Origin of the sequence: Collimonas arenae (assembly GCF_001584165.1) — a bacterium.
Lineage (GTDB): Bacteria > Pseudomonadota > Gammaproteobacteria > Burkholderiales > Burkholderiaceae_D > Collimonas > Collimonas arenae.
In genome coordinates, this window is record NZ_CP013233.1 from 722,499 (window position 1) to 749,383 (window position 26,885).

Annotated in this window: 19 protein-coding genes and 6 pseudogenes; 11 read left to right on the plus strand and 14 right to left on the minus strand. The window is 57.2% G+C overall.

Annotated elements, in window-relative coordinates; genetic code table 11:
* Positions 1-117 precede the first annotated feature (117 nt).
* Complete coding sequence (gene recG / locus CAter10_RS03435) at positions 118-2,247, minus strand: ATP-dependent DNA helicase RecG (RefSeq protein WP_082797776.1); 2,130 nt, start codon at positions 2,245-2,247, stop codon at positions 118-120.
* A 184-nt stretch (positions 2,248-2,431) separates the two neighbouring features.
* On the opposite strand from recG, the gene queA reads away from it, so the two are divergent.
* The 5 genes and pseudogenes from queA to secF all read left to right on the plus strand — a co-directional run bounded on the left by queA (position 2,432) and on the right by secF (position 8,264).
* Complete coding sequence (gene queA / locus CAter10_RS03440; protein WP_061532291.1) at positions 2,432-3,451, plus strand: tRNA preQ1(34) S-adenosylmethionine ribosyltransferase-isomerase QueA; 1,020 nt, start codon at positions 2,432-2,434, stop codon at positions 3,449-3,451.
* Between the two features lie 28 nt (positions 3,452-3,479).
* A pseudogene (gene tgt, locus CAter10_RS03445) lies at positions 3,480-4,606 on the plus strand (tRNA guanosine(34) transglycosylase Tgt).
* 222 nt (positions 4,607-4,828) lie between these two features.
* On the plus strand, positions 4,829-5,182 hold the full coding sequence (gene yajC / locus CAter10_RS03450) for a preprotein translocase subunit YajC (RefSeq protein WP_061535150.1): 354 nt from the start codon (positions 4,829-4,831) through the stop codon (positions 5,180-5,182).
* 169 nt (positions 5,183-5,351) lie between these two features.
* Positions 5,352-7,217, plus strand: a complete 1,866-nt coding sequence (gene secD / locus CAter10_RS03455; protein ID WP_061532292.1) for a protein translocase subunit SecD — start codon at positions 5,352-5,354, stop codon at positions 7,215-7,217.
* A gap of 102 nt (positions 7,218-7,319) precedes the next feature.
* Positions 7,320-8,264 (plus strand): protein translocase subunit SecF, encoded by a 945-nt coding sequence (secF, locus tag CAter10_RS03460; RefSeq protein WP_061532293.1) that lies wholly within the window; start codon positions 7,320-7,322, stop codon positions 8,262-8,264.
* A gap of 221 nt (positions 8,265-8,485) precedes the next feature.
* Here secF and purB read toward each other — a convergent pair whose 3' ends face one another.
* Complete coding sequence (gene purB / locus CAter10_RS03465) at positions 8,486-9,853, minus strand: adenylosuccinate lyase (protein ID WP_061532294.1); 1,368 nt, start codon at positions 9,851-9,853, stop codon at positions 8,486-8,488.
* Between the two features lie 238 nt (positions 9,854-10,091).
* On the opposite strand from purB, the gene CAter10_RS03470 reads away from it, so the two are divergent.
* On the plus strand, positions 10,092-10,700 hold the full coding sequence (locus CAter10_RS03470; RefSeq protein ID WP_061532295.1) for a glutathione S-transferase C-terminal domain-containing protein: 609 nt from the start codon (positions 10,092-10,094) through the stop codon (positions 10,698-10,700).
* 228 nt (positions 10,701-10,928) lie between these two features.
* Here the strand turns inward: CAter10_RS03470 and CAter10_RS03475 are convergent, their stop codons facing one another.
* Entirely contained in the window at positions 10,929-11,720 is a 792-nt protein-coding gene (locus CAter10_RS03475) for an AraC family transcriptional regulator (protein ID WP_061532296.1), read from the minus strand.
* 242 nt (positions 11,721-11,962) lie between these two features.
* Between CAter10_RS03475 and CAter10_RS03480 the strand changes: the two are divergent.
* Positions 11,963-13,203, plus strand: a pseudogene (locus CAter10_RS03480) (MFS transporter).
* A 79-nt stretch (positions 13,204-13,282) separates the two neighbouring features.
* Here CAter10_RS03480 and CAter10_RS03485 read toward each other — a convergent pair.
* From CAter10_RS03485 to CAter10_RS03540, 11 genes and pseudogenes are all read right to left on the minus strand, one after another.
* Positions 13,283-13,822, minus strand: a complete 540-nt coding sequence (locus CAter10_RS03485; RefSeq protein WP_061532297.1) for a peroxiredoxin — start codon at positions 13,820-13,822, stop codon at positions 13,283-13,285.
* A 133-nt stretch (positions 13,823-13,955) separates the two neighbouring features.
* Positions 13,956-14,198 carry a hypothetical protein gene (locus CAter10_RS03490; RefSeq protein WP_082797777.1) on the minus strand — a complete coding sequence of 81 codons (243 nt, stop codon included), beginning with the start codon at positions 14,196-14,198 and terminating at the stop codon, positions 13,956-13,958.
* A 207-nt stretch (positions 14,199-14,405) separates the two neighbouring features.
* A pseudogene (locus CAter10_RS03495) lies at positions 14,406-15,336 on the minus strand (carbohydrate kinase family protein).
* A 143-nt stretch (positions 15,337-15,479) separates the two neighbouring features.
* Positions 15,480-15,937 (minus strand): annotated as a pseudogene (locus tag CAter10_RS24465) (DUF3426 domain-containing protein).
* Positions 15,913-16,929 carry an MJ0042-type zinc finger domain-containing protein gene (locus tag CAter10_RS23370; RefSeq protein ID WP_061532301.1) on the minus strand — a complete coding sequence of 339 codons (1,017 nt, stop codon included), beginning with the start codon at positions 16,927-16,929 and terminating at the stop codon, positions 15,913-15,915. The pseudogene CAter10_RS24465 and the gene CAter10_RS23370 overlap by 25 nt, the downstream one beginning before the upstream one ends.
* Before the next feature lie 10 nt (positions 16,930-16,939).
* Positions 16,940-17,851 (minus strand): 50S ribosomal protein L11 methyltransferase, encoded by a 912-nt coding sequence (gene prmA / locus CAter10_RS03515; RefSeq protein ID WP_061532302.1) that lies wholly within the window; start codon positions 17,849-17,851, stop codon positions 16,940-16,942.
* 68 nt (positions 17,852-17,919) lie between these two features.
* Positions 17,920-19,301: pseudogene (accC, locus tag CAter10_RS03520) on the minus strand (acetyl-CoA carboxylase biotin carboxylase subunit).
* Between the two features lie 165 nt (positions 19,302-19,466).
* Positions 19,467-19,937, minus strand: a complete 471-nt coding sequence (gene accB / locus CAter10_RS03525) for an acetyl-CoA carboxylase biotin carboxyl carrier protein (RefSeq protein ID WP_061532303.1) — start codon at positions 19,935-19,937, stop codon at positions 19,467-19,469.
* Positions 19,938-20,087: 150 nt separating this feature from the next.
* Entirely contained in the window at positions 20,088-20,525 is a 438-nt protein-coding gene (aroQ, locus tag CAter10_RS03530) for a type II 3-dehydroquinate dehydratase (RefSeq protein ID WP_061532304.1), read from the minus strand.
* A gap of 138 nt (positions 20,526-20,663) precedes the next feature.
* On the minus strand, positions 20,664-21,185 hold the full coding sequence (locus CAter10_RS03535; protein ID WP_061532305.1) for a TlpA disulfide reductase family protein: 522 nt from the start codon (positions 21,183-21,185) through the stop codon (positions 20,664-20,666).
* Positions 21,185-21,804: pseudogene (locus tag CAter10_RS03540) on the minus strand (hypothetical protein). The gene CAter10_RS03535 and the pseudogene CAter10_RS03540 overlap by 1 nt, the downstream one beginning before the upstream one ends.
* A gap of 157 nt (positions 21,805-21,961) precedes the next feature.
* Here CAter10_RS03540 and mpl point away from each other — a divergent pair.
* The 4 genes from mpl to CAter10_RS03560 all read left to right on the plus strand — a co-directional run bounded on the left by mpl (position 21,962) and on the right by CAter10_RS03560 (position 26,798).
* Positions 21,962-23,350, plus strand: a complete 1,389-nt coding sequence (gene mpl / locus CAter10_RS03545) for a UDP-N-acetylmuramate:L-alanyl-gamma-D-glutamyl-meso-diaminopimelate ligase (RefSeq protein ID WP_082797780.1) — start codon at positions 21,962-21,964, stop codon at positions 23,348-23,350.
* Positions 23,347-23,946: a YqiA/YcfP family alpha/beta fold hydrolase gene (locus tag CAter10_RS03550; protein WP_061532307.1), complete on the plus strand. Its 600-nt coding sequence runs from the start codon at positions 23,347-23,349 to the stop codon at positions 23,944-23,946. Before mpl ends, CAter10_RS03550 begins: the two co-directional genes overlap by 4 nt.
* Positions 23,946-24,608, plus strand: coding sequence for a chorismate--pyruvate lyase family protein (locus tag CAter10_RS03555; RefSeq protein ID WP_082797781.1), 663 nt, complete (start codon positions 23,946-23,948; stop codon positions 24,606-24,608). Before CAter10_RS03550 ends, CAter10_RS03555 begins: the two co-directional genes overlap by 1 nt.
* Before the next feature lie 90 nt (positions 24,609-24,698).
* Entirely contained in the window at positions 24,699-26,798 is a 2,100-nt protein-coding gene (locus tag CAter10_RS03560) for a ribonuclease catalytic domain-containing protein (RefSeq protein ID WP_061532308.1), read from the plus strand.
* Positions 26,799-26,885 lie beyond the last annotated feature (87 nt).

Below are 26,885 nucleotides of genomic sequence, written 5' to 3' on the forward strand. Positions count from 1 at the left end.
ATAATTTTTACTGGACATTGTATCCCCATGTTTCAGTGCAGCTTTTGCAATATCCGACGCCTCTGCTATAGCACAAGCTGCCGCTTCAGCGTAGGGTGGGCGCAATGTGCCCACGCGTCACACCTTCAAAAAATCTTCCTTGCCTCCCAGCCAACGCGCCAGATGGACGTTAACCGTGGCGACGTTTTCCGGCGTCGGTTCCTGCAACAGCGTTTGCGCAAGGTCCCGCGCGCGGTCAACCAGCCACTGGTCGGTCGTCAAATCGGCAAAGCGCAGCATGGCTTGGCCCGACTGGCGCGCACCCAGGAATTCACCTGGCCCTCGGATTTCCAGGTCGCGCCGGGCTATCTCGAAACCGTCAGTGGTCTCGCGCATCGTCATCAGGCGCTGTTTTGCGATCTGGCCCAGCGGGCTTTGATATAGCAGCAAGCATACGCTGGCCGCCGAACCGCGTCCAACTCGCCCGCGCAGCTGGTGCAATTGCGACAGGCCGAACCGTTCTGCGTGCTCGATCACCATCAGCGAGGCGTTCGGCACATCGACGCCGACTTCAATCACCGTGGTGGCGACCAGCACGTGGCACTCGCCAGCGCTGAAGGCGTCCATCACCTCCTGTTTCTCGGCTGGCTTGAGGCGGCCATGGACCAGGCCGATGCGCAGGTCAGGCAGGGCTTCCGCCAGCGTCGCATAGGTTTCGGTCGCAGTCTGCAGCTGCAATGCCTCCGATTCCTCGATCAGCGGGCAGACCCAATAGGCCTGGCGGCCATCCTGTACGGCAGCGTGTACCCGGCCGATCACCTCGTCACGCCGGTTCTGGTCGACCGCGCGCGTGACGATCGGCGTGCGGCCCGGCGGTAATTCGTCAATCACCGAAATTTCCAGGTCGGCGTAGTAGGTCATCGCCAGCGTGCGCGGGATCGGCGTGGCGCTCATCATGAGTTGATGTGGCACTACTGCCACCGTATTGGTATCGTCCGGCGCGGCGTCGCTGCCGCCGCTCTCGGAAATGGTCTTGTTGCGCAGCGCCAGCCGCTGGCCGACACCGAAGCGATGCTGCTCGTCGACGATCACCAGCCCCAGTTTGGCAAACTGCACCGTGTCCTGGATCAGGGCATGGGTGCCGATCACCAGTTGCGCCTCGCCGGATTCGATCTTGGCCAGGGCCGCCAGCTTTTCTTTCTTTTTCAGGCTGCCGGTGAGCCAGGCGACGCCGACGCCGAGCGGTTCCATCCAGGCGGCGATCTTGCGGAAATGCTGGTCGGCCAGGATTTCAGTCGGCGCCATCAGCACCGCCTGGTAGCCGCTGTCGATCGCCTGCGCAGCGGCCAGTGCGGCGACCACGGTCTTGCCGCTGCCGACATCGCCCTGCAGCAGGCGTTGCATCGGGAACGAGGCGCGCAAGTCGGTGCTGATTTCGGCCACGACCCGCTGTTGTGCGCCGGTCAGCGTGAACGGCAGGGCGGCCAGGAAGGCGGCTGACAACTCGCCGACCGTCGGTAGCGCTCGGGCATTCTTGGCGCGGCGCGCGACCTGAGCGCGCTTCAATGACAATTGCTGGGCCAGCAGCTCGTCGAATTTCATGCGTACCCAGGCCGGATGCGAGCGATCTTCCAGCGCATGTTCGTCGACTTCCGGCGGCGGATTGTGCAGCAGGCGCACCGCCGTTTCAAACGGCATCAGCTGCTGGGCTGCAAGTTGTGTCGGTGACAAGGTGTCGCGCCATTCGATGTGCTGCATGGCGTCGGCAATCGACTTGCGCAGGAATACCTGCGACAGGCCTTCGCCGGACGGATAGACCGGCGTCAGGACCTCCGGCAGTGGAGCGCCTTCCAGCACCACCTTATAATTGGGATGGACCACTTCGGCGCCGAAAAAGCCGTGGCGGATTTCGCCGCGTGCGCGCACCCGGGTGCCAACCGCCAGTTGTTTGGTCTGGCTACCGTAGAAATTCAGGAAGCGCATCACCAGTTGACCTGTATCGTCGGCAATGGTGACCACCAGTTGCCGGCGCGGCCGATACTGGATGTCACAGCTTGTGACGACGCCTTCGACTTGCGCTACGCTGGTGCCCATCATGCCGGCGCGCTGGATGCTGACGATTTCGGTCTCGTCTTCGTAGCGCATTGGCAGGTGTAGGACCAGATCCATGTCCGAGCGCAGTCCGAGTTTTTCCAGCTTGCTGGCGCGGGTATTCGCGACTGGTGTGGAAGGGGGCTTGGTGGCGGTTTTTCGCTTCGGAGCAGACATATCGGGCCGTTATTGGTCGGCAGGGCGTAAAATAGAGGGTTTGCTCATCAAAAAGCATCGAGTGCCGCATCCTCCACTAGGTGGATTTCAGCGCTTGCCATTGTAAAGCCTATAGCCGTATTGGCAACCCGGCTTGGTGTTTTCTGTGGAGCACCCTGACTGTTATTTCATTATTTATTCGAGCATGCATTCTCTTTCCGATTACGATTTCGACTTGCCGCCAGAACTGATCGCGCAAACGCCGCTGTCCGAGCGCAGCGCTTCGCGCCTGCTGCACGTTGATGGCGAACAATTAATTGATCGGCAATTTACCGATATTGTCGACTTGCTCAATGCCGGCGATTTGCTGGTGTTTAACGATACCCGCGTGCTCAAGGCGCGCTTCTTTGGCATCAAGGAGACCGGAGGCAAGGTCGAGGTGCTGGTCGAGCGGGTGGTCGACGACCGTACCGTGCATGCACAGGTGCGGGCTTCGAAGTCGCCGCCGCCAGGCACCCGTATCCGGCTTGCTGAGGCGTTTGATGTGGTGGTCGGTGAGCGCGTCGGCGAATTCTATACGCTGGTATTCCCGGGCGATGTGTTCGAGTTGATCGAAGCCCACGGCCGCCTGCCGTTGCCGCCGTATATCGAGCACGATGCCGATGCGTTCGACGAAACCCGTTATCAAACGGTCTACGCCAAACATGCCGGTGCGGTCGCCGCTCCAACCGCGGGCCTGCACTTTGACCAAGCCCTGCTGGAGCGCCTGCGCCAGAAAGGTATCGGTTTCGCCTATGTCACGCTGCATGTCGGCGCCGGTACTTTCCAGCCGGTGCGCAGCGAAAACCTGGCGGAACACAAGATGCACAGCGAGTGGTACACCATCAGCGAAGCGACGGTCGACGCCGTGCAGGCGGCCAAGGCGGCCGGCGGCAAGGTGGTGGCAGTCGGCACCACCAGTTTGCGGGCGCTGGAATCGGCTTCGCAATCGGGCGTGTTGCAGTCCGGTAGCGCCGATACCGCCTTGTTCATCACGCCCGGCTATGCATTCAAGACCGTGGACCGGCTGGTGACCAATTTCCATTTGCCGAAATCGACCTTGCTGATGCTGGTCTCGGCGTTCGTCGGTTATGAGCGCATTCGCTCGGCCTACGCCCATGCCATCGCGCAGCGTTATCGCTTCTTCAGCTACGGCGATGCGATGCTGCTTACCTATAACGTTTGATCCTGATTATCGAAGATTGCCACTACCCATGCTTGAATTCACGCTGCTGAAAACCGAAGGAAAGGCCCGCCGCGGCCGTCTGAAACTGAACCACGGCTACGTCGAAACGCCGATCTTCATGCCGGTTGGCACATACGGCTCGGTGAAGGCGATGTCGCCGCTGGAGCTGGTCGAGATCGAAGCCCAGATCATCCTCGGCAATACCTTCCACCTGTGGCTGCGGCCCGGCATGGAAGTGATCGAGAAGTTCGGCGGTCTGCATAAATTCATGGGCTGGGACAAGCCGATCCTGACAGATTCCGGTGGCTTCCAGGTGTTTTCGCTGGGCGCGATGCGCAAAATCACCGAGGAGGGCGTCAAGTTCGCCTCGCCGATCAATGGCGACAAGCTGTTCCTCTCGCCCGAGGTCTCGATGCAGATCCAGAAGGCGCTCAATTCCGATATCGTGATGCAGTTCGATGAGTGCACGCCGTATGAAATCGATGGCCGTCCGGCCACCAGCGAAGAAGCCGCGCAGTCGATGCGCATGTCGCTGCGCTGGGCCAAGCGCTCGAAGAATGAATTCGACCAGCTGGAAAACCCGAATGCGCTGTTCGGCATCGTCCAGGGCGGCATGTATGAGAATTTGCGCGATGAATCGCTGGCTGGCCTGCAGGAGATCGATTTCCACGGCATTGCCATCGGCGGCCTGTCGGTCGGTGAGCCGAAGGAAGAAATGATGCGGGTGCTGGAGCACATCGGGCCGCGCCTGCCGGCTGACAAACCGCATTATCTGATGGGGGTCGGCACCCCGGAAGACCTGGTGGCCGGCGTTGAGAACGGCGTCGACATGTTCGATTGCGTGATGCCGACCCGGAACGCCCGCAATGGCTGGTTGTTCACCCGCTTCGGCGACCTGAAGATCAAGAATGCCCGTTACAAGGAAGATACCCAGCCACTCGATGAAACCTGTGGTTGCTACGCCTGCCGTAATTTTTCCCGTGCATACCTGCATCATTTGCACCGGACCGGCGAGATTCTTGGCGCGCGGCTGAATACGATTCACAATCTGCATTATTACCTGGACCTGATGAAGAATATCCGGGCCGCGCTGGATGCGGGCAGTTCGCGGCATTTGTCCTGAAATTCCACGCGGATCGGGCGCGCGGCGTCTGATTGCGTCGAGGAAAATAAGTAATAAAATGTAATTTTGCAACTATTCACTGGCAATTTGATCTATGCCAGCGGGTTTCTCGCGCCGCAGCAAAGCATCCGCTGCAGCGTGCCGTCCCGGTTTTCCCGGCAATAAATGGCGACGGGCGACATGGCGGGCGGTTGTATGCCGCTACCCAATGCTAGAATGCTGGGCTATTTTCAAACTACTACTTGGAGCAACTCGTGTTCATTATTTCCAATGCATATGCGCAAGCTGCGCCTGCGGCCACTGCTGCAACCGGTCCACTGGGGCTGGGCGGCAACTTGACCAGCTTCCTGCCGATCATCTTGATGTTCGTGGTTCTGTATTTCCTGATGATTCGTCCGCAAATGAAGCGTCAGAAAGAACAAAAGGCCATGATGGATGCGCTCGGCAAGGGCGACGAAGTGGTGACAGCCGGCGGCATGCTGGGCAGGATCACCAAGGTTGCCGACGGTTACATCACACTGGAAATCGCCAGTGGCACTGAAGTCCTGGTGCAAAAGGGTTCGGTCACCACGCTGTTGCCAAAGGGTACGATCAAGACGGTGCTGTAAGAGCCCGCTTGATGAAAAGAGAGCATCCACTTCGGATGCTCTCTTCCAATGTACCTGCCCGGTACGGACAAGAGCCCCGTAGCGCCCCGCGCCCAGGGTTTCGGCAGCATCAACACTGCAAGCAAGAGACTCACTTGATATCGAGACTCACACAGAACGCTGAATCAATATGAATCGCTATCCTCTCTGGAAATATATTCTGATCGTCATCGCGCTGCTGTTTGGCGTGCTGTACACCATACCGAACTTCTTTGGCGAATCGCCTGCGGTACAGGTGAGCAGCGGCAAATCGACGCTGAAGATCGACAGCTCACTGGCTGACCGGGTCTCGCAAGTGCTGCAGCAAGGTAATTTGCAGGCTGACGGCGTCGCGTTTGAAAACACCGGCGCCCAAGGCACGGTACGCGCCCGTTTTCACGATACCGACACACAATTCAAGGCCAAGGCGCTGCTTGAGCAAAGTCTGAATACCGATCCGACCGATCCGACTTACGTAGTCGCCTTCAACCTGATGCCGAATACGCCGCATTGGCTGCAAGCCTTGCACGCGTTCCCGATGTACCTGGGTCTCGATTTGCGCGGCGGTGTGCACTTCTTGATGCAGGTCGATACCAAGGCGGTCATCAACAAGCGCTTGCAAGGCTTGCAAGCCAGCGCCCGCGGCGCCTTGCGCGACAAGGATATCCGCTACAGCGGCATCAACCGCAACGGCGACGCGATCGAAATCAGTTTCCGCGACCAGGACACCCTCAACAAGGCGCGCGACCTGCTGGCACCGCAATTGACGGAAATGCAGATACAGGTTGCGCCGCCAGTGGCCGGCACCGATCCGACGCTGGTTGCGACGCTGAAACCGGAAGCGCTGAAGCAGATCGTCGATAACGGTGTTACGCAAAATATCACCACGTTGTCGAAACGTGTCAATGAACTGGGCGTTGCCGAGCCGATCATCCAGCGCCAGGGCGCGGACCGCATTGTGGTGCAGTTGCCTGGTGTGCAGGATGTCTCGCGCGCCAAGGACATCATCGGCCGTACCGCTACGCTGGAAGTGCGGATGGTAGATGAGTCGGTGACTCGCGGTACTGAAGCAACAGCTGCTGTACCGTTCGGCTCCGAACTGTTCAAGGTTGGCAAGAATGCGCCGGTAGTGCTGTACAAAGACCCGGTCCTGACTGGTGACTACATCTCCAACGCCGCCGTCAGCTTCGACCAGAATCAGCAGCCTGCGGTCAGTATCGATCTTAACGGCGATGGCGGCCGCAAGATGCGCGACGCCACCCGTGGCAAGGTTGGCAAGGCCATGGCAATCGTGCTGTTCGAAAAAGGCAAGGGCGAAGTCCTGACGGTAGCGACCATCCAGAGCGAGTTGGGCTCACGCTTCCAGATCACCGGCATGGGTTCGCCGGAAGCGGCAGCCGATCTGGCGCTGCTGTTGCGTGCCGGTTCGCTGGCGGCGCCGATGGAAATCATCGAAGAACGCACCATCGGCCCGCAACTGGGTGCTGAGAACATCAAGAAGGGCTTCGATTCGACCATGTACGGCTTTGCCGTGATCGCCGTCTTCATGATCATCTATTACATGCTGTTCGGCGTGTTCAGCGTTCTGGCCCTGTCGGTCAACCTGCTGCTGCTGATCGCGGTGCTGTCGACATTGCAGGCGACCTTGACCTTGCCTGGTATCGCCGCGATTGCGCTGACGCTGGGTATTGCGATCGATTCCAACGTTCTGGTCAACGAACGTATCCGCGAAGAGCTGCGTAACGGTAATTCGCCGCAAGCTGCGATTGCCATCGGTTTTGATCGCGCCTGGGCCACCATCCTGGACTCCAACGTGACGACGCTGATTGCCGGCTTGGCGCTGCTGATTTTCGGTTCCGGCGCGATTCGCGGTTTCGCGGTGGTGCACTGCCTCGGCATCCTGACCTCGATTTTCTCGGCGGTCTTCGTGTCGCGCGGTTTCGCTAATCTGTGGTACGGCCGCAAGAAGAAATTGACCAGCTTGTCGATTGGTCAAATCTGGAAGCCGAACGCTTGAATCGAACAGAAAAATCGTCGTCTCCGCGAATGTGGGGATGACGCGACAGAAGTTATTTGAGGTCGTTTTACATAGCGGCCACAGTGAACAAAAAGGAATGTGATGGAACTTTTCCGCATCAAAAAAGATATTCCGTTCATGCGCCATGCATTGATTTTCAATGTAATTTCGGCGCTGACGTTCGTAGCTGCAGTGTTCTTTCTGTTTTCGAAAGGCCTGCATCTGTCGATCGAATTTACCGGCGGCACGGTCATCGAAGTAGCGTATACCAAGCCAGCGAATATCGACGGCATCCGCAAGACTGTCGAGGGTCTCGGTTATAGCGATAACCAGGTAACCAATTTCGGCACAGCGCAGGACGTGATGATTCGTCTGCCGGCGCAGAAGGGTGTGAACTCCGGTCAGCAAAGCGCGACCGTGCTGGCTGCACTGAAGCAACAGGATGCCGATGTCGAGCTGAAACGCACCGAATTCGTCGGACCACAAGTTGGCGACGAACTGGCGCATGACGGTTTGATGGCGCTGTTGTTCGTGGTGATCGGTATCGTGATCTACCTGGCGATTCGTTTCGAATGGAAATACGCGGTGGCGGCGATCATCGCCAACTTGCATGACGTGGTCATCATCCTTGGCTTCTTCGCATTCTTCCAATGGGAATTCTCGCTGACGGTGCTGGCGGCGATCCTGGCGGTGCTGGGTTATTCCGTGAATGAATCGGTAGTGGTGTTCGACCGCGTCCGCGAAACATTCCGCGATCGCCGCTTCGGCAAGCTGGCAGTGCCTGACGTCATGAATCATGCGATCACCAGCACGATCTCGCGTACCATCATCACTCATGGCAGCACGGAAATCATGGTGTTGTCGATGTTCGTCTTCGGCGGCCCGGCATTGCACTACTTTGCTCTGGCGCTGACTATCGGTATTCTGTTCGGTATCTATTCTTCAGTGTTTGTTGCTGCCGCCGTGGCGATGTGGCTGGGCGTCAAACGTGAAGACATGATCAAGCCGATCAAGGAAAAGGACGAGACAGATGGCGCCGTAGTCTGACGGGGCATCGATAAACCTACTGCGCGCTACAATCTCGACACTGCGATGCTCGCCGTACCTGCGTACGGCTGCGCTTCTCCTGCCGACCTTGCAGCGCAGGTTACGGTTTCCCGAGGCCCCTACGACATCTCAATAAAAAACCAGCCTTCGGGCTGGTTTTTTATTGCCTGAAAAACGTAGCGTGGGCGCTGGTGCCCACGTACGTTCTCTCAAAGTGTGGCTTAGATTTTCTTCGCCAGCGCCGCTGCCCGTCCGATGTAGTTGGACGGCGTCATCGCCAGCAAGTGATCCTTGGCTTCCTGAGGAATTTCCAGCTTGAGGATGAATTCGCGTAGTGCATCCTTGGAAATGCCCTTGCCGCGGGTCAGTTCTTTCAACTGTTCGTACGGATTTTCAATACCGTAGCGGCGCATCACGGTCTGTACCGGCTCGGCCAGCACTTCCCAGGTTGCGTCCAGGTCTTCACCCAGGCGCGCCGGATTGACTTCCAGTTTGTTGAGGCCACGCAGGCAGCTGTCGTAAGCCAGGATCGCATAACCGAGGCCGACGCCGATATTGCGCAGTACAGTCGAATCGGTCAGGTCGCGCTGCCAGCGTGACAGCGGCAGTTTTTCCGACATGTGCTTGAGTACGGCATTGGCCATGCCCAGATTGCCTTCGGAATTTTCGAAGTCGATTGGGTTGACCTTATGCGGCATGGTCGACGAACCGATTTCGCCGGCCTTGGTGCGTTGCTTAAAGTAGCCGAGCGAGATGTAACCCCAGATATCGCGGTTCAAATCCAGCAGGATGGTGTTGCTGCGGCTGATCGCATCGAACAGTTCGGCCATGTAGTCGTGCGGCTCGATCTGGATCGTGTATGGATTGAAGACCAGGCCGAGGCGTTGTTCGATGACGTTCTTGGAGAAGTTTTCCCAATCGAAGTCTGGATAAGCCGACAGGTGAGCATTGTAGTTGCCGACGGCACCGTTCATCTTGCCGAGAATTTCCACTGCGGCGATGCGTTTGGTCGCACGTTGCAGGCGCGCCACGACGTTGGCAATTTCCTTGCCGAGCGTGGTCGGGCTGGCCGGTTGACCATGGGTGCGCGACATCATCGGCAGGTCGGCGTTGGCGTGCGCCAGTTCGGTCAGCTTGGCGATCACTTGTTGCAGAGCCGGCAGCAACACGGTGTCGCGCGCCGCTTTCAGCATCATGCCGTGCGAGGTATTGTTGATGTCTTCCGAAGTGCAGGCGAAATGGATGAACTCCGACGCCGCAACCAGTTCCGGCACGTCCTTGACTTGCTCTTTCAGCCAGTATTCGACTGCTTTCACGTCATGGTTGGTGACTGCTTCGATGGCCTTGATGCGTTCTGCATCGGTTTCGCTGAAATCGCTGGCCAGTTTGTCGAGCAACGCGGTAGCGCTGGCCGAGAACGGTTTGATTTCAGTGAAGCCGGCTTGCGACAGAGCCTGCAGCCAAGCGATTTCAACCTTGACCCGGTGGTGCATGAAGCCTGCTTCGGACAGGATCGGGCGCAGTTTGTCGGTTTTGGCGGCGTAGCGGCCATCCAGCGGGGACAGGGCGGAAAGCGTGGAAAGAGACATGATAGTGATGACTATAGAGGTGAATGAAGATAAGGTCGAAGCGTCAACAATTCCTGAGCTGCAATTGTGCACCGCTGTTGCTTATCCGTAAGAAAACAGGGCAATAACAACTGAAGCCGAATTTTACCATTGTGATCGTGGTAAATATGTCGCTTTCCGTACCGAGAGGGCTGCGGATCAACAAAGTGGCTTATGTCGAATGTTATAATCGGTCATAATTTTTTGCTATAAGTGACATATGAAGCTGATCGGTTCCCTGGGTAGTCCTTTTGTTCGCAAGGTCCGTGTTGTGATGGCGGAGAAGAAGCTCGATTACGACTTCGTACTGGAAGATGTCTGGTCTGCGGAAACCAAGATCCAGGCGTCCAATCCATTGGGCAAGGTGCCTTGCCTGGTGATGGAAGACGGCGGCGCGATGTTCGATTCGCATGTGATCGTCGAATATCTCGATACCCTGACCCCGGTTGGCAAACTGATTCCGATCAACAGTCGCGAGCGTTCCGAAGTCAAATGCTGGGAAGCGCTGGCTGACGGTGTCCTCGAAGCCGGGGTTCTGATTCGCCTGGAAGGTTTGCAGCGTCCTGCGGAACTGCGCAGCCAGGCCTGGATCGATCGTCAGCAGCGCAAGATCGATGCCGGTCTGAAGGCGATGGCGACCGGTTTAGCGGAAAAACCATTCTGTTCCGGTACACACTATTCGCTGGCCGACGTTGCAGTCGGTTGCGCACTCGGCTGGCTCAGTTTCCGTTTCCCGGAAATCACTTGGCGCGAAGATTATCCGACATTGGCAAAATTGTTCGAGAAATTGTCCGAGCGCCAGTCGTTCAAGGACACCGTCCCGCAGTAAGCCTAATGCGCCAACTGTCGCGGACAATCGATTCGAAGTAACAACAGACGCGCATCTCACCGACGCTGGCTGTTTCGTCAACGAAAAGGCGGAGCAGCGAGTGTCCAGATATCTATTCCCTCTGCATAAGCTCTCACGCATTTCCAGGCCGTTCGCCCAACGGCAATCCACCCAGAATTTGTCATCCCGCGTTTTCGACGACGTTGCTGTCCTTCAACTGATGGCGCGCTAGTTTTTCTTGGGCGCGAAGAATGTCGATGGCGATTGGCCAAAGGTTTTTCGGAACATCGCGGAAAACGCCGACTGGCTAGCATAGCCCAATTCTGTCGCGACCAGCGACAGCGGCATGCCGCGCGCGATCATCGGCGCGGCATGCGCCAGCCTGATCTGCTGCCGCCATTGGCCGAAAGTCATGCCCAGATCGCGTTCGAACAGGCGCGCCAGGGTGCGTTCCGAGGCGCCGACTTGCTGCGCCCAATCGGCCAGCGTGGTATTCGAATCGGGCGTCTCGATCAAGGCCTGGCAGATTGCGTGCAGGCGTTTCTCTGTCGGCAGCGCAATGCGTATCGCCTGGGTTTTGGCTTCGGCCAGTTCGTTCAGGATCAACTGGCTGATCAGTGTCTCGCGCTGACTATCTTCATTGACCTGCGACAGTGCGGCGATCAATTCGCGCAGCAAAGTGGAGACTTCCAGCACGATGCATTGACGGCCGTCAAACGGCGCCAAGTCGCTATGCACATACAGCGCGCGCAACTGTGATTTTTCCATGGTGGCGATTTCATGTTCCACCAGCGGCGGAATCCAGATCGCCCTGAGCGGAGGCACGATCCAGGTGCTGTTGCCGACGCTGACGCGCAACACGCCTTCTGCCGCATAGGTAACCTGTCCCCATGGATGTGAGTGAGCGTGCAGCAGTTCGGCCGCCTCCAGATTTCGAGCCCGCACCCGCACCGGATGCGCAGCATCCGGTACAACGTCGAGCAGGTCGATGCGGGTATGGGTGAGTATTTGCGCGGGCATAGGTTTTCTCTGAAATACAGCGATGCTTTTCAGCCATCCAGGCCTTGTCGTTGCAAGCCAGGATGGCCAGCAGTGGGTGAAAGGTCAAATTGGCAGAAAATCGACAAATTATGTCGTTCTATCTTAAAACAGTCTCTAAGTTTTTGCTTACACTTCTAACTCGCCCATGACCATAGTCCGCTGCAACGTGATACAAAAGGCGGCGGCGTCATCTGGGCCACCTGATTACCCACTTTTATTCGATGACCATGCAAACCGCCACCAAGCAGCTTTCCCCCGCGCTGGATTCGCACGATGCCGAAAAGACCGGCTTCCGTGTATTGGGCGCCATCAGTTTTGCGCACTTTCTCAATGACATGATCCAGTCCCTGATCCTGTCGATCTATCCGTTGCTAAAAGGAAATTTCAACCTCAGTTTCGCGCAGATCGGCCTGATCACGCTGACTTACCAGATCACCGCGTCAATCCTGCAGCCGCTGGTCGGGCTGTACACCGACAAGCATCCGAAGCCGTATTCGCTGGCGCTGGGGATGGGCTTTACGTTGATCGGCCTGTTGCTGCTGTCGGTTGCGCCCAACTACGGCATCCTGCTGTTGGCGGCGGCGTTGGTCGGTACCGGTTCGTCGATCTTCCATCCAGAGTCGTCCCGGGTTGCCCGCATGGCTTCCGGCGGCCGCCACGGCTTGGCGCAGTCGATCTTCCAGGTCGGCGGCAATGCCGGCAGCTCGATGGGGCCGTTGCTGGCGGCATGGATCGTGATTCCGCACGGACAAAGCAGCATCGCCTGGTTCTCGGCAGCGGCGCTGCTGGCGATCGTGGTGCTGTGGCAGATCGGCAATTGGTACAAGCGCAAGCGCCAGGAGGCCAAGAGCCGTCCAGCCAAGGCTCACCAACATCATTTCGTGTTGCCGCGCAAGAAGGTCATGTTTTCGATCGGCATCCTGCTGATGCTGATTTTTTCCAAGTATTTTTACATGGCTAGCTTGAGCAGCTATTTCACGTTCTACCTGATTGATAAATTCCATCTGTCGGTGCAGTCGGCACAGTTGCACCTGTTCGTGTTCCTGTTTTCAGTCGCCGCCGGCACAGTGCTGGGCGGACCGATCGGCGACAAGGTCGGCGCAAGCTGGTGATCTGGGTATCGATCCTGGGCGTGGCCCCGTTCACACTGATGCTGCCGTATGCCAACCTGTTCTGGACCGGCATCCTGACCGTGGTGATCGGCGTGATCCTGGCTTCGGCATTCTCGGCGATCCTGGTATTTGCCCAAGAACTGGTGCCAGGCAAGGTGGGCACCGTATCCGGCCTGTTCTTCGGTTTTGCCTTCGGCATGGGTGGCATCGGCGCCGCGGCTCTGGGCAAATTGGCTGACATGACCAGCATCAGTTTCGTCTATCAGGTTTGCTCGTTCTTGCCGCTGATCGGCTTGCTGGCGATGTTCCTGCCGAATCTTGATGCATATCGACGCAAGGCAGCGGGCTGACGTCGCAGGCAAGATACCCATAAAAAAAGCGCGCTTGCCACATGCAAGCGCGCTTTTTTATGTTGGAAAGAGGTACCGATTATTTCTTTTGCTTGGCGACCCATTGTTCCAGCGCCTGTAGCGTATTGCTGACATGCTTGTCCGGATCCATGCTGCTGTATTCGTAGATGATGCTGCCGTTCGGCGCGATGACATAGGACACGCGGTCGGCATAGCCCGTTTTGTAGAGCAGCACTGAATCATATGATTTCATGATGCTCTGGTCCTGGTCGGCGGCAACCGGAAACTTGCTGCGGCATTCGCTCACCGAAAATTTGTTGAGGGTGTCGATGTTGTCTGCAGACACTCCGATTACGGTGGCCCCAAGCGCTTTGTATTTGTCGACTGCATCGGCAAATAGGTGCGCTTCGATGGTACAGCCCTTGGTGAAGGCCGCCGGATAGAAGTACAGCACGACCGGGCCTTTTTTCAGTTCGTCGGCCAGCGAATAGGTAAACACCTGGCCGCCCATCGACGCTTGCGTCGTGAAGGATGGTGCTTTGTCGCCTGCTTTAAGGGCGGCAAAAGCCGGCGCGGTAATGGCGCCACAAATCAGCAATGCTGCAATCAGTCGTTTCATGGGGACTCCTGGTCAAAGATATCCGCCATCATGCTTCGAGACATGGGAGTTGTCCAATGACTTGTTCGGTCATTCGGCAAATATGTGATCAATGAGACGCATCGACGTCATCCGGTGCTTGCGGCACCTTGCATCAACGACCGTGCCAGCCGCCACCCCAACCGCGTCCACCCCAGCCACGTCCGCCGTAGTAGCCAAAGCCGATACCGATGGCAGGCGCCGCATACACCGGCGCTGGCGCATAGTAGCCGCCATCGTAATAGCCGCCGTAGCCGCCGCCATAATACTGGTTGCCGTTGTAAGGCACGGCAACGCAGCCCCCTAGCAGTATGGTTGCACCTAGCAAGCCCGCTGTCATGAGAAGTCGTTTTTTCATTTGGCCCTCCATCCATTGATCTAATGGAAATTGGATATAAGCCTAGCAGATAAGTTCAGGTTGGGAAGGGCGGGATGTATCACGCTTGAATCAGTGATAGAGGGGAGTATATCTAATGAGGTGGCTAAAATAACTCTGCGGAGAGGCTAATCTTTTCCCATACTCCGTACAGTATCAATACGGAGCATGGAAATGGATGTGCTACTTTTACAATCGGTAACCAAATTCACGCTGGAATTGGTCGTCGATTTCCGCGCGACTGGGCGCGTGGTTCTGTGGCCCCTGATGCGCAATCTTGATGCTGCCCAACAAACTGGACAGACGGCCGGTAGTGGCCCAGTCCATGCCATTGGTCAGGCCGTACAGCATGCCGGCACGGAAAGCATCACCGCAACCGGTCGGATCGAGTACGCGTTCGGCCTTGACGCAAGGAATATCGATCTTGCTGTTGGAGGTAAAGATTTCTGCGCCAGCTCGCCACGCGTTACGACCAGCGCCGATACGCGTTCGGCAATCTGCGACAGCGATAAGCGGTACGCGCCGCCAGCATTTCCGCTTCATAGTCGTTGACCGCGATGTAGGTAGCCAGTTCGATGAAATGCTTCAGCTCCTCACCATTGAACATCGGCATGCCTTGGCCCGGATCGAAGATCAGCGGGATGCCCTGGGCGACGCAATCTTCAGCATGTTGCAGCATGCCGTCACGGCCGTCCGGCGCGACGATCGCCAATTTGACCGGGCCGGCTTCGGCCACTTTGTTTTCATGCGAATAAGTCATCGCGCCCGGATGGAAGGCGGTGATCTGGTTGTTGTCGGCATCGGTGGTGATGAAGCATTGCGCAGTGTAGATCGACTCGATGGTGCGCACCGAGCGGCGCGAAATGCCTTGCTGTTCCAGGCGCTCAAGGTAGTCACCGGCATCGTGGCCGACAGTCGCCATGATCTGCGGGTCGCCGCCCAGCAGTTTCAGGTTGTACCCGATATTGCCGGCGCAGCCGCCAAATTCGCGACGCATGGTCGGCACCAGGAATGAAACGCTGATTTTGTGTAGCTGGTCGGCCAGCAGCGATTCCGAGAAACGCCCTGGAAATTGCATGATGACGTCGTACGCCAATGAACCGCAGATGAGTGATGTCATGTTGTCTGGTTTGCGGGGAAGGGCTCGTGCGCCGCAATGTTTCGGCGTGTTAGCTGGTCCCGCCTCAATGAGATAAAACGGTTAAATTGCAAAGAGAAATAACTGTGCGGAGTTTATCATCCGCGCAACAAACCTTGCAGCGGTCACGGATAAAACAGATAGACCCGATAGCCGGAGGCTTTCAGCTGCTGTAGTTCGAACGTCAACTTGATGGGCTGCTCCTGGTCGCTGCCAAAGCCGAGGCTGGCATTGGTTGCCGCGCTAAGGTAATCGCGCGGCGTAAAGACGCGACGCACGATAGCCTTTTCGTTGGCGTCGTTCAAGGTCAGTTCAATGTTCGGCCATGCTTGCACGGTGTCGCTGCGATTGCGCAGCAGCAGGTTCAGCGAAAGATATTGCGGGCTGGGTCGAGCGCCTGCAATTCATTGGCATCGATCGAAATCGTATCGATTTTCATCGGCAGGTCAACGCGACAGCCGATTTTGGCGCAGGCGCCGGTCAGCAGTGGTTTGAGCTGCGGCACGCGCACCGCCAGCTGGTCGCGGAACAGGTACGCCGATTGGCCGATGGCGCCGACTAGCAACAACGCGCCGACACCCACATGATGCCGCGCAATGCGCCGCCGATGCGTTGCTTGCGCCGGGCGCTGAGGACGAAATCGGGTTCGTCGGAAATTTCCTGTTCCGGCTCGGCAGATCTGTCGCGCCCCTTCCTGCGGTTATTGCTTTCGCTGCCTTCGGCCGTGTTCTGCGCCATAGAGGCATTTTTTTCGCCGCGCCAGGGTTTGCGCTGTAATTCGTCGATGATGCGGTCCAGCTCGTCATCATCGGATGATGCTGCATTGTCTCTTGCTGCGGCTTTGCCTTCGGCATCGACCGTATAGTCGTTTTCGCCGGCGACATGCATCAAGGTCATGCGCGCCATCTGTTTGTCGCTGTCGTTTTCGTCGTCGACATGGGGATCGACATCAATATGGCGGTGCCAGACATTAGGCTGGGGGGCTTCACCAGATTCTTCGTCATGTTCTGCCGGCGCCGAAGGTTTGACCAGGCCAAACGGCGTGTGGTGGACATCGGCCGGAGCGGACTGGCTGGTTTCTTCAGCGATGCGCAAATCTTCTTCCAGGCCGTCGATAGCTGCTTCTACGCGGTCCGACACCGAGGTCGACATCTTTTCGGCCGGCGCCGGGCTATGCGCAGCTGCCTCGCTGTGGGCAACTGTCGGCAGCGGATGATCTGTAGCGACCACCACCGCGGCATCGGTTGCCAATACTCGCTCGGGTTCCGGCGCGGCAGCGGGTTCATCCTGGTGAGGATGCGACGAGGGTGGAGTCTGCTGCTCTGTTGTTGCTGCGATTTCGGTGGCAGCCGGGCTGGCTGTTTGCGTTGCGGCAGGAGCCGGTTCAGGAGCGGCGACCCGCGCGGCCACGGGTGTTGAGACAGGAGTTGCAACTTCTGGCCGCACCAGATGCTCGATGCCGTTGAATACTTCACGGCAGCTACCGCAGCGGACCAGGCCGCCGCGCAGCTTCAACTGGTCATTGGCGACCCGGAAGGTGGTTTGACAATGCGGACATTGGGTCGCTAGCGCCATGGTGTGTCGCTTATGCCTTCAGTTTTCCGGAGAGGGCAACCCAGCCGTCGTGCTCGGCCCATACTGTCAGTGGAATCCACTGTGCATAGGCGGCAATGACGTCGTCAGCCTGCGTCGCGAGTACGCCGGACAGGGTGAGGCTGCCGCCAGCAGCGATGCGACTGCACAGCATTGGCGCCATCAGCTTGAGCGGGCCGGACAGAATGTTGGCTACCACGGCATCGAATACCTGCACACTGGTACTTGTGCTGAAATCTTCCGGCAGATAATAGTCGACACTGCAGTGATTGCGTTCGCTGTTGTAGCGAGCGGCATCGATCGCATGCGGATCAATGTCGACGCCAATCACGGTTGGGCAGTCGAGTTTCTTGGCAACCATGGCAAGGATGCCGGAACCGCAGCCGTAATCGAGCAGCGATTGCGGCTGTTGCGCCGGTACGTTGATTTCCAGCCATTCCATGCACAGGCGGGTGGTTGGATGGCTGCCGGTGCCAAACGCCAGGCCCGGATCGAGTTCCAGGATCAGGCCGTTGGCATCCGGTGCGTCGTGCCAGCTCGGCACGACCCAGATATTCTTGCCGATGTGAATCGGATCAAATTGGGATTGGGTCAATCGCACCCAGTCCTGTGCTGCGACCGGACGCAAGGAATAAGGTGGAACAGGCACGCCGCAGGCTTCGGCCGCAGCGCTGACGATGGCCGCATGATCGGCATCGACTTCGGCCAGGACCACCACACGGCTGCGTTGCCATGCTGCTTCCTTTGGCTCCATGCCGGGTTCGCCAAACAGCGGTTGTTCGGACGGCGTGCCTTCGTCGGCGTCTTCCACCGATACCGACAGTGCGCCAGCCTCCATCAACGCATCGGACAGATTCTCGGCGTCGGTTAGTGGCACTTCAATAACAATTTCGGTCCAGCTCATCTGATGCCTTAATTACTGTTCGTGTGCTTGTTGGAGCGTCGGCGCGGCATGAAAGCCCGCCGCCGCTTTTATTTCTTGACTGCTTTATCCGTTTCCTTGGCCACAACCGGACGTTCCGCCAGTTTATGCTCAAGATAATGGATGTTGGTGCCGCTTCAATGAAACGGGCGTCGATCATCAGTTCGCGGTGCAGCTGGATGTTGGTCTGGATACCCTCGACCACCATTTCCGACAGCGCGATCTGCATGCGCTTGATTGCTTGTTCGCGATTGGCACCGTAGGAAATCACCTTGCCGACCATCGAATCGTAATGCGGCGGCACGAAGTACCCGGCGTAGGCATGCGAATCAACCCGGATGCCAGGGCCGCCAGGGGCATGCCACGACAGGATTTTGCCGGGAGATGGCGTAAATTTGAATGGATCTTCGGCGTTGATACGGCATTCGATGGCGTGGCCGGAGAGCTGGATATCGCGTTGACGGAAGCGCAGTTTTTCGCCAGCCGCGATGCGGATCTGCTCCTGCACGATGTCGATGCCGGTGATCATCTCGGTGATCGGGTGCTCAACCTGAACCCGGGTGTTCATTTCGATGAAGTAAAACTCGCCGTTTTCATACAGGAATTCAAACGTGCCGGCGCCGCGATAATCCATCTTGCGGCAGGCTTCGGCGCAACGATCGCCGATCTTCTCGATGATCTTGCGCGGAATGCCCGGCGCTGGCGCTTCTTCAATCACTTTCTGGTGGCGGCGTTGCATCGAGCAATCACGTTCGCCCAGCCAGACAGCGTTCTTGAATTGGTCGGCGAGGATCTGGATTTCCACGTGACGCGGATTTTCCAGGTACTTCTCCATATAGACTTCCGGATTGCCGAATGCAGCGCCGGCTTCCGTTTTTGTCATGGTCACGGCATTGGCCAGCGCAGCTTCAGTGTGCACCACACGCATACCACGCCCGCCGCCACCGCCGGCAGCCTTGATGATGACCGGATAGCCGATCTTGCGGGCGATCTTGACGATTTCCTTCGGATCATCCGGCAATGCGCCTTCCGAACCGGGGACGCATGGCACGCCGGCGCGAATCATGGCTTGCTTAGCCGAAACCTTATCGCCCATCAGACGGATGTTGGCCGGACGCGGGCCGATGAAGACGAAGCCGGATTGCTCGACGCGCTCGGCGAAGTCGGCATTCTCGGACAGGAATCCATAACCGGGATGGATCGCCTCGGCGTCAGTCACTTCTGCCGCGCTGATGATGGCCGGCATGTTGAGGTAGCTCAGGCTGGATGGCGCCGGTCCGATACAAACCGATTCGTCAGCCAGTTTCACGTATTTGGCGTCGCGATCGGCTTCGGAATGGACCATCACGGTTTTGATGCCCATTTCACGGCAGGCGCGTTGAATGCGCAAGGCAATTTCGCCGCGATTGGCAATAAGGATTTTTTCAAACATAGTAAATGGTATGTGCGTCGCTAAGAGTCAAGCGTTATCAAGCATTGGGCTGGCAATACGGGCGAGCTGCGGTGCGCTGCGTGAGACGTTGCAAGCGAACCGGATGGCCCTGCATTGGCAACCAGAATGGCGCCACCGGGGAAGCCCGATGACGCCGGATAAATATTAGCCAATGATAAACAGTGGTTGGCCGAATTCGACCGGCTGGCCATTTTCCACCAGGATCTTCTTCACAACGCCCGAAGCGTCGGCTTCGATTTCATTGAGCAGTTTCATTGCTTCGATGATGCACAATGTGCCGCCTTCCTTGATTTCCGAACCGACTTCGACAAACGGTGGCGTGCCGGGAGCCGACGAACGGTAGAAGGTGCCGACCATCGGCGATTTGACGATGTGGCCTTCCGGTACCGCTGCCGCTTCAACCGGTGCTGCGACTGGAGCTGCCGCGGCAGCTGGTGCTACCTGGAACTGTGCTGGCTGCTGTTGCGCCTGCGGTTGCATCATGACAACCTGGTTCTGCGGGGATGCAGATGATTTGACGATACGGACCTTGCTTTCGCCTTCGGTCACTTCCAGCTCTTCGATGTCCGATTCAGCGACCAGGTCGATCAGCGTCTTGAGTTTTCTCAAATCCATATGCAATCCTTCAGAGAATATGTGTGTTCTATAAATAGTGAAAATTTAAAGCAATTTTCGTTTTTTAGCAGTCGGATCTGCGAAGTTGCAAGCTGCTTGCAAGCACGCAAGATCCGCCGCGGCAAAGCATCAATAACAACGAGAGTTCAACTAGAGTTTCTTAATCGCAAAATCAACGGCGGCGCGATAACCGTCCACGCCCAAACCGCAAATGACTCCAACAGCCACATCCGACAGATAGGAGTGATGCCGGAAAGCTTCTCGCTGGTGGATATTCGAGATATGGATTTCCACAAAACGGATAGCGACTCCCGCCAGTGCGTCGCGCAAGGCTACACTGGTATGCGTGAGACCGCCAGGGTTGATCACAATCGCGTCGACGCCTTCTGCCTTGGCCGCGTGGATGCGGTCTATCAGCGCGCCTTCGTGATTGCTTTGGAAGCACTCCAGCCGGGCGCCGGTTGCTGCCGCCTGGGCTTGTGCTGCCTGCTCGACATCGGCCAGCGAAGTCGAACCGTAGACTTCTGGCTCACGTGTACCCAGCAGATTCAGGTTGGGTCCATTGAGTAGAAGTATATTTTTTGCCATGGAGATAGTGCTCCGTTTGACGACGATGGGCGCATTTTGCCGTCAAATGACGTTGACTGGCAAGGGAAAAATTGTTTCTGTGAAATTTCGGTGTGGATTTGTTAAATTTCTTTTTGCGAAATTAATGCTTAATAATACTTAAAGCAATGCCAAGTCCTTGCGTATTTCATCGAATTTAATACTGCCCAAATATACCTTTTTCACCGCCCCATCACGGCCAATCAAGACCGTGAACGGCAGCCCGCCCGCCTGGTTGCCGAACTGGCGCAATAACGCCGTGGCACCGCTGCCGGCCACATATAGAGGATAGGAAATCTTGTATTTCTCGGCAAATTGGGCGATGTTGTCTTGGGAATCGATGCCAATCCCGATAATTTGAATGTTCTTGGAAGCTATTTCCGCTTGCAAGGCATTCAATTCCGGCATCTCTTCAACACAAGGTGCACACCAGGTTGCCCAAAAATTAACAATCAGCGGTTTGCCTTGCCATTGTGCGAGCGAGCTCGCTTTGCCGCTCGCATCGGGCATCGATTGCGTAAACAAACTGGCGACGGCGGCGTTTTCCGGCGCCGCGGGCGTATGGCGTTGTGCGCCAAAATAAATGCCGATAGCGCAAAATAGAATCGCAATCGGCACAAATATCAAAATATTTCGTTTCATTAATCTTCTTCTTGATTGATTAACAGGCGTACGGCATTCAGGTCGGCACGTTCTGCCCGCTTGCCTGACGCGGCCCTGATACTACCTCGCAAATCATCAGTTTCATATAGGGTTAAATGTATACCTTCCTTTTTATACATAAAACTCACCGTTTCTACCGGGTCGTTATTACCGCCGCTTTTAAGGGGGGGCTGGTTGACAGTTCAAACTGTACATTCTTGTTAAAAAGGAAAATTTCGACATCTTTCGGGCTATCGACAAACAAATGCAGATGAATGTCCGAATGCTGGCTAGCTGTGCCGTTGAGGACGGCGCCAGTAAGGTAGGGATTAAATTGTGCCAGTTCGCCCATCATTTCGACAGCGAGTTGCCGCAAATGCAATAGTCGTCCAGGTTGGGTGTCGCCGAAGAATAAATCATTATAGATGCGCACTTCTTCTTCGATCTGGGCGTTATCGGGCAGGAATTCACCGCGAACCCGTTTGTTGCCCAGGCACATTTTGACGGCTTTGCGTTTTGCGGTGCCGTAATCGGCGCCGTCTTCCGCGATCATGCGTGCCGCCGTTGCGGCAATTTCCGCGCGCAGTTGTTCTAGTTCAGGAGAGAGATTGGATGCCATGAGCGGGATCATAAAGCGATTTTGAGTTAACGTGCCATTCCGTCGTAATCGAGGGGCCGAAGTCGCCCGGAAAAAATCTAGGCGTCAGTTTATCGGTCAAACCGGCCGCTCAGGTAAAATCACGGTATTCCTCTTAGTAGAATAGTGAAACTCAAGAATGCATATTCATATCCTTGGTATTTGCGGCACCTTTATGGGCGGTTTGGCGGTGTTGGCTAAACGGGCCGGACATAAAGTGACCGGCTGCGATGCCAATGTGTACCCGCCGATGAGCACCCAGCTTGAGGCCCAAGGCATCGAACTGATCCAGGGTTTCGGCCCGGAACAGATAAACCTGCAGCCGGACTTGTTCGTGATCGGCAATGTCGTCTCGCGCGGTAATCCCTTGATGGAAGAGATACTGAACCGCGGTTTGCCGTATGTCTCGGGGCCGCAATGGATCGGCGAGCATATCCTGCGCGATAAATGGGTCCTGGCGGTGGCTGGCACACATGGCAAGACCACGACTTCTGCGATGCTGGCCTGGATTCTGGAAGACGCCGGTTACGATCCGGGTTTCCTGATCGGCGGCGTACCGATGAATTTCGGCATATCGGCCAGACTGTCGGGCAAGGCTGATGCTGCGGCATCGTCGTTCTTCGTGATCGAAGCCGATGAATACGACACCGCATTCTTCGACAAGCGCAGCAAGTTTGTCCACTATCACGCCAAGACAGCGATTCTGAATAACCTGGAATACGATCACGCCGATATCTTTCCTGAGCTGGCGGCGATCGAAACGCAGTTCCATCATCTGGTCCGCACCGTCCCCGGTGTCGGCCGCCTGGTTGTGAATGCCCGCGAGCCGGCGTTGCAACGGGTGTTGCAACGCGGTTGCTGGAGCGAAAAGGAAATGTTTGGCGGCGATCAGCAAGGCTGGTCGCTCCATACCCTGGATAATGACGACTTTGAAGTGAGCTTCAATGGCGAGTTGCAGGGCGTCGTGCAATGGCAGTTGAGTGGAGAGCACAATCGCATGAATGCGCTGGCGGCCATTGCCGCTGCCCGTCATGTTGGTGTGCCCACGGCGCAGGCGATTGCTGCACTGGGCAAGTTTGAAAACGTCAAGCGCCGCATGGAGTTGCGCGGCACGGTGCGCGATATCGCGGTGTATGACGATTTTGCCCACCATCCGACCGCCATTGCCACGACGGTGGCGGGCTTGCGCAAGAAGGTGGGCAAGGCGCGCATCCTGGCGGTGCTGGAGCCGCGTTCAAATACGATGAAGCTGGGCGCCATGAAAGATGCGCTGCCTGGTAGTTTGGGCGAAGCCGACCTGGTGTTCGGCTACGGCGCCAAAGGCACAGGCAAGGAAGCGCTCGATTGGAACCTGGGTGAGGCGTTGCAGCCGCTTGGCGACAAAGCGAGTGCTTACGATGATCTCGAACAATTGGTGGTGGCGATTGCCAAGGCCGCCAAGCCGGGTGACCAGGTGCTGGTAATGAGCAATGGCGGTTTCGGTGGCGTCCATCAGAAAATCCTGGCGGCCTTGTCTGGATTGCAATGATTCTATATCTGCACGGCTTCCGCTCATCGCCGCAATCTTTCAAGGCGCGCCTGCTGGCCGAACGCATGCAACAGCTGGGACGTGCGGATAACTATCTGTGTCCACAGTTACCGGCGTCGCCGGCCGCTGCGATCGGCCTGGCGCAAGACTGCATCAAGGATTGCAAGCCGGCCGACCTGACCCTGATCGGTTCGTCGCTGGGCGGTTACTATGCCACCTGGCTGGCCGAGCAGATCGGTTGTCGCGCGGTCCTGCTGAATCCGGCGGTTAAGCCGCCGCGCGATCTGGAAAAATATGTCGGCGTCAGCACCCAATATCACTCCGACGAGCCGTTTGAATTCAAACGCGAGTACATCGCAGAATTGCAGGCCTTGCAAATTGACCACATTACACGGCCTGAGCGCTATTTCCTGATCGCCGCAACCGGCGACGAAGTGCTCGATTGGCGAGAGATGGTCGGCCATTATCCGCAGGCCAGGCAAGTGGTGATCGAGGGGAGTGACCACGGCATTAGCGAATTCGCCGATTATGCTGATGCGGTGCTGGCATTTTGTGGCATCCCGCTGACTGCCGGCGCGGCCGGATCGGGCCTCTGATGCCGCGTTCCCATACCTTTGCCAAATGGCATGAGCACGCGAATGGCGTTCATCCATCGGACAATATGCGCGACTGGCTGACCGATCGGGCTTCGCTGACCTACAAGCTGATGGCGCATTGCCAGCAATTCCGGGTACAGCGCCTGCGTCAGCAGCGCGCCATGTGCCTGGCTGATGAATGGCGGGAAATTGCGCTGCCGCGCCGTCTGCAGGTACAGGAACGGGATGTCCTGCTGCGTTGCGACGGCCGCCCGATGGTACTGGGACATACCGTGGTGGCGCTCGATGCGACGACGACAGAATGGCCGTTTTTCAGCACCTTGGGTGAGCGCTCACTCGGTACGACGCTATTCGGCGATCCGCTGGTGGCGCGCGGCCAGTTGCAATTTGCCCGTTTGTACAGCAGCCATCCTTTGGTGCGGCGCATGTGTACTGCGGTCGGGGTAGACCGTTTCGCCTTTCCCTTATGGGCCAGGCGTTCGGCCTTTCGCCGTAAAACCGGCGTGATGTTGGTGACGGAGGTGTTTTTTCCAGAAATCGACGAACTGCGACGGGTGCGGCCCGACCTGAAAATGGTGTTTTCCGCAGCAGCCGTTGCCGGTGATTCATCCCGGCACGTTCCTCCGGCCTTCCATCCACTATCATTTGGCGCTGTTAAGTAATCAGTAAGTAATTCTGCAAGCAGTGAGATAAACAAGTAAGCACACTGCGCTGACAGCGGTATCATCAGAAATCCACACGTAAAGCATGCAATGAATCTATTTTTCGAAGAGTCCGGCGACTTTAAAGCAGGTGTCGTACTGTCGCAGCAAGGCGAGGCCTATCAGGTAGAACTGCCAACGGGCAAGCGCAGCAAGGTCAAATCCAAGGACGTGCTGCTGCAATACAGTGCACCGTCACCGCAGGAATTGCTGGAAGAGGCGCAACGCATCGCGCAGGAGATTGAGCTGGATTTCCTGTGGGAAGTCGCTGGCCAGGAAGAGTTCGGATTTACCGAACTGGGCGCAGAATATTTCGGCCATGCGCCGCTGCCTGCGGAAGCCGCCGGTTTGTTGCTGAGCTTGCACACGGCGCCGATTTATTTCTATAAAAAGGGCCGGGGGCGCTACAAGGCAGCGCCGGAAGCGTCGCTCAGGGCAGCGCAGGCCGGGATTGAGAAAAAGAAACAGCAGGGCTTGATCCAGGCGCAATACGTGGAGCAGCTCAAGGCTGGCGAGTTGCCGGACGTGATGAAGCCGCTGGTGCTGCAATTGCTATTCAAGCCGGATAAGAACAGCATTGAATATAAGGCGCTGGACGCCGCTTGCAATGAATTGCAGACGTCGCCGCAACGCCTGATGCTGAAGGTTGGCGGGATTGCGTCGGCGAAGCAATTGCATCTGTCGAAATTCCTGCTGGAGTTTTTCCCCAAGGGCGCCGGTTTCCCCAAGATCACTATCCCGACAGTAGCAGAGTTGCCGCTGGCGGCGGTGCAGGCCTTCTCCATCGACGATGTGACCACTACCGAAATCGACGATGCGTTGTCGGTACAGACGCTGGCCGATGGCAATATCCGGGTCGGCATTCACATCGCGGCGCCGGGCCTGGGCATCAAGCGCGGCGATGCGCTGGATGCTATTGCGCGCCAGCGCATGTCGACCGTGTATATGCCGGGAGACAAGATCACCATGTTACCGGATGAACTGGTCGAGGCCTTCACGCTGGCGGAAGGCAAGAACTGTCCGGCGCTGTCGCTGTACGCCACTCTCAATCCGCAGGACTGGAGCGTGATCAGCACGGAAAGCCGCGCCGAACTGGTGCCGATTTCGGCCAACCTGCGCCACAACACGCTCGACGAACTGGTGACCGAAGAGAACCTCGCCAACGATGCCGGTGACTATCCGCACAAGGCCGATATCGCAGTGTTGTGGAAATGGATACAAGTGCTGGAGCAAGGCCGTATGGCCAAGCGCGAAAGTTTCGGTCTGCGGCCAGAGCAAAACAACCGGGTCGATTTCAATTTCTATGTGGAAGACGATGTCGTCACCATCGCTCGCCGCAAGCGCGGCGCGCCACTCGACAAGATCGTCGCCGAGCTGATGATTTTTGCCAACAGCAGCTGGGGCAAGTTGATGTCGGATCATGGCGTACCGGGCATTTATCGGGCGCAGGGCGGTGGTAGCGGTGGCTGGGCTGCCAAGATGCAGGTGCGCATGGTCACGCATGCAGCGCCGCACCAAGGCCTGGGTGTGGATCAATATGCGTGGAGCACTTCGCCATTGCGCCGCTATACCGACCTGGTCAACCAATGGCAGATCCTGGCATGCATCGAAGGTGGTGTTGCGGCGCCGCTGGTAGCACCGTTCAAGCCGCGCGATGCCGATCTGTTTGCGATCGTCTCCGGCTTTGACGCGGCTTATTCGGGCTACGGCGATTTCCAGTCGAACATGGAGCGCTACTGGTGTTTGCGCTGGTTGGAACAGGAGCAGGCACGTCAGGTCGAGGCAGCGGTGCTGAAAGACGAGATACTGCGATTGGCGGCGATCCCGCTGATTATCAAATTGCCAGGCATGCAACAGCTGGCACGCGGCACCCAGGTCAAGCTGGATATCCTGCGGTGGGACGAAGTTGACCTGACGGTTGAGGCGCGTCTGCTGGAAGTGTGCGCGGCGCCGAGCGCCGATGCGCAGCAGCTGGATGAGGCAGAGGATGAAGAGATTGCTGAGGAGTTGGATGCGGCAATGGACATGCCGCACGAAACAGTGGAAGTGCCGACGCCAGATCAGGCGGGCGAGGTGGGCGCATCTGCAGAAGCCCGGCAGTCAGTTGATGACGAGAGCATTGTTCAAGAAGCCAAGCCACAGGCTGATTGAATCCGCGACAAGCGATGAAGCGACTGTAAATTTCCCGTTGGAATGTCGCTTTGTCGTAGAATCCCTTTCTTCCTTATAGCGACTTGT

What these genes read in the sequence shown, in the direction of transcription:
- CAter10_RS03555 (WP_082797781.1), top strand. Translation starts at nt 23,946, where the DNA reads ATGCCGCGTTCCCATACCTTTGCCAAATGGCATGAGCACGCGAATGGC.
- CAter10_RS03560 (WP_061532308.1), top strand. Translation starts at nt 24,699, where the DNA reads ATGAATCTATTTTTCGAAGAGTCCGGCGACTTTAAAGCAGGTGTCGTA.
- CAter10_RS23370 (WP_061532301.1), bottom strand. Translation starts at nt 16,929, where the DNA reads ATGGCGCTAGCGACCCAATGTCCGCATTGTCAAACCACCTTCCGGGTC.
- prmA (WP_061532302.1), bottom strand. Translation starts at nt 17,851, where the DNA reads ATGAGCTGGACCGAAATTGTTATTGAAGTGCCACTAACCGACGCCGAG.
- queA (WP_061532291.1), top strand. Translation starts at nt 2,432, where the DNA reads ATGCATTCTCTTTCCGATTACGATTTCGACTTGCCGCCAGAACTGATC.
- CAter10_RS03490 (WP_082797777.1), bottom strand. Translation starts at nt 14,198, where the DNA reads ATGAAAAAACGACTTCTCATGACAGCGGGCTTGCTAGGTGCAACCATA.
- secF (WP_061532293.1), top strand. Translation starts at nt 7,320, where the DNA reads ATGGAACTTTTCCGCATCAAAAAAGATATTCCGTTCATGCGCCATGCA.
- CAter10_RS03535 (WP_061532305.1), bottom strand. Translation starts at nt 21,185, where the DNA reads ATGAAACGAAATATTTTGATATTTGTGCCGATTGCGATTCTATTTTGC.
- CAter10_RS03475 (WP_061532296.1), bottom strand. Translation starts at nt 11,720, where the DNA reads ATGCCCGCGCAAATACTCACCCATACCCGCATCGACCTGCTCGACGTT.
- purB (WP_061532294.1), bottom strand. Translation starts at nt 9,853, where the DNA reads ATGTCTCTTTCCACGCTTTCCGCCCTGTCCCCGCTGGATGGCCGCTAC.
- accB (WP_061532303.1), bottom strand. Translation starts at nt 19,937, where the DNA reads ATGGATTTGAGAAAACTCAAGACGCTGATCGACCTGGTCGCTGAATCG.
- recG (WP_082797776.1), bottom strand. Translation starts at nt 2,247, where the DNA reads ATGTCTGCTCCGAAGCGAAAAACCGCCACCAAGCCCCCTTCCACACCA.
- CAter10_RS03550 (WP_061532307.1), top strand. Translation starts at nt 23,347, where the DNA reads ATGATTCTATATCTGCACGGCTTCCGCTCATCGCCGCAATCTTTCAAG.
- CAter10_RS03470 (WP_061532295.1), top strand. Translation starts at nt 10,092, where the DNA reads ATGAAGCTGATCGGTTCCCTGGGTAGTCCTTTTGTTCGCAAGGTCCGT.
- CAter10_RS03485 (WP_061532297.1), bottom strand. Translation starts at nt 13,822, where the DNA reads ATGAAACGACTGATTGCAGCATTGCTGATTTGTGGCGCCATTACCGCG.
- secD (WP_061532292.1), top strand. Translation starts at nt 5,352, where the DNA reads ATGAATCGCTATCCTCTCTGGAAATATATTCTGATCGTCATCGCGCTG.
- mpl (WP_082797780.1), top strand. Translation starts at nt 21,962, where the DNA reads ATGCATATTCATATCCTTGGTATTTGCGGCACCTTTATGGGCGGTTTG.
- aroQ (WP_061532304.1), bottom strand. Translation starts at nt 20,525, where the DNA reads ATGGCAAAAAATATACTTCTACTCAATGGACCCAACCTGAATCTGCTG.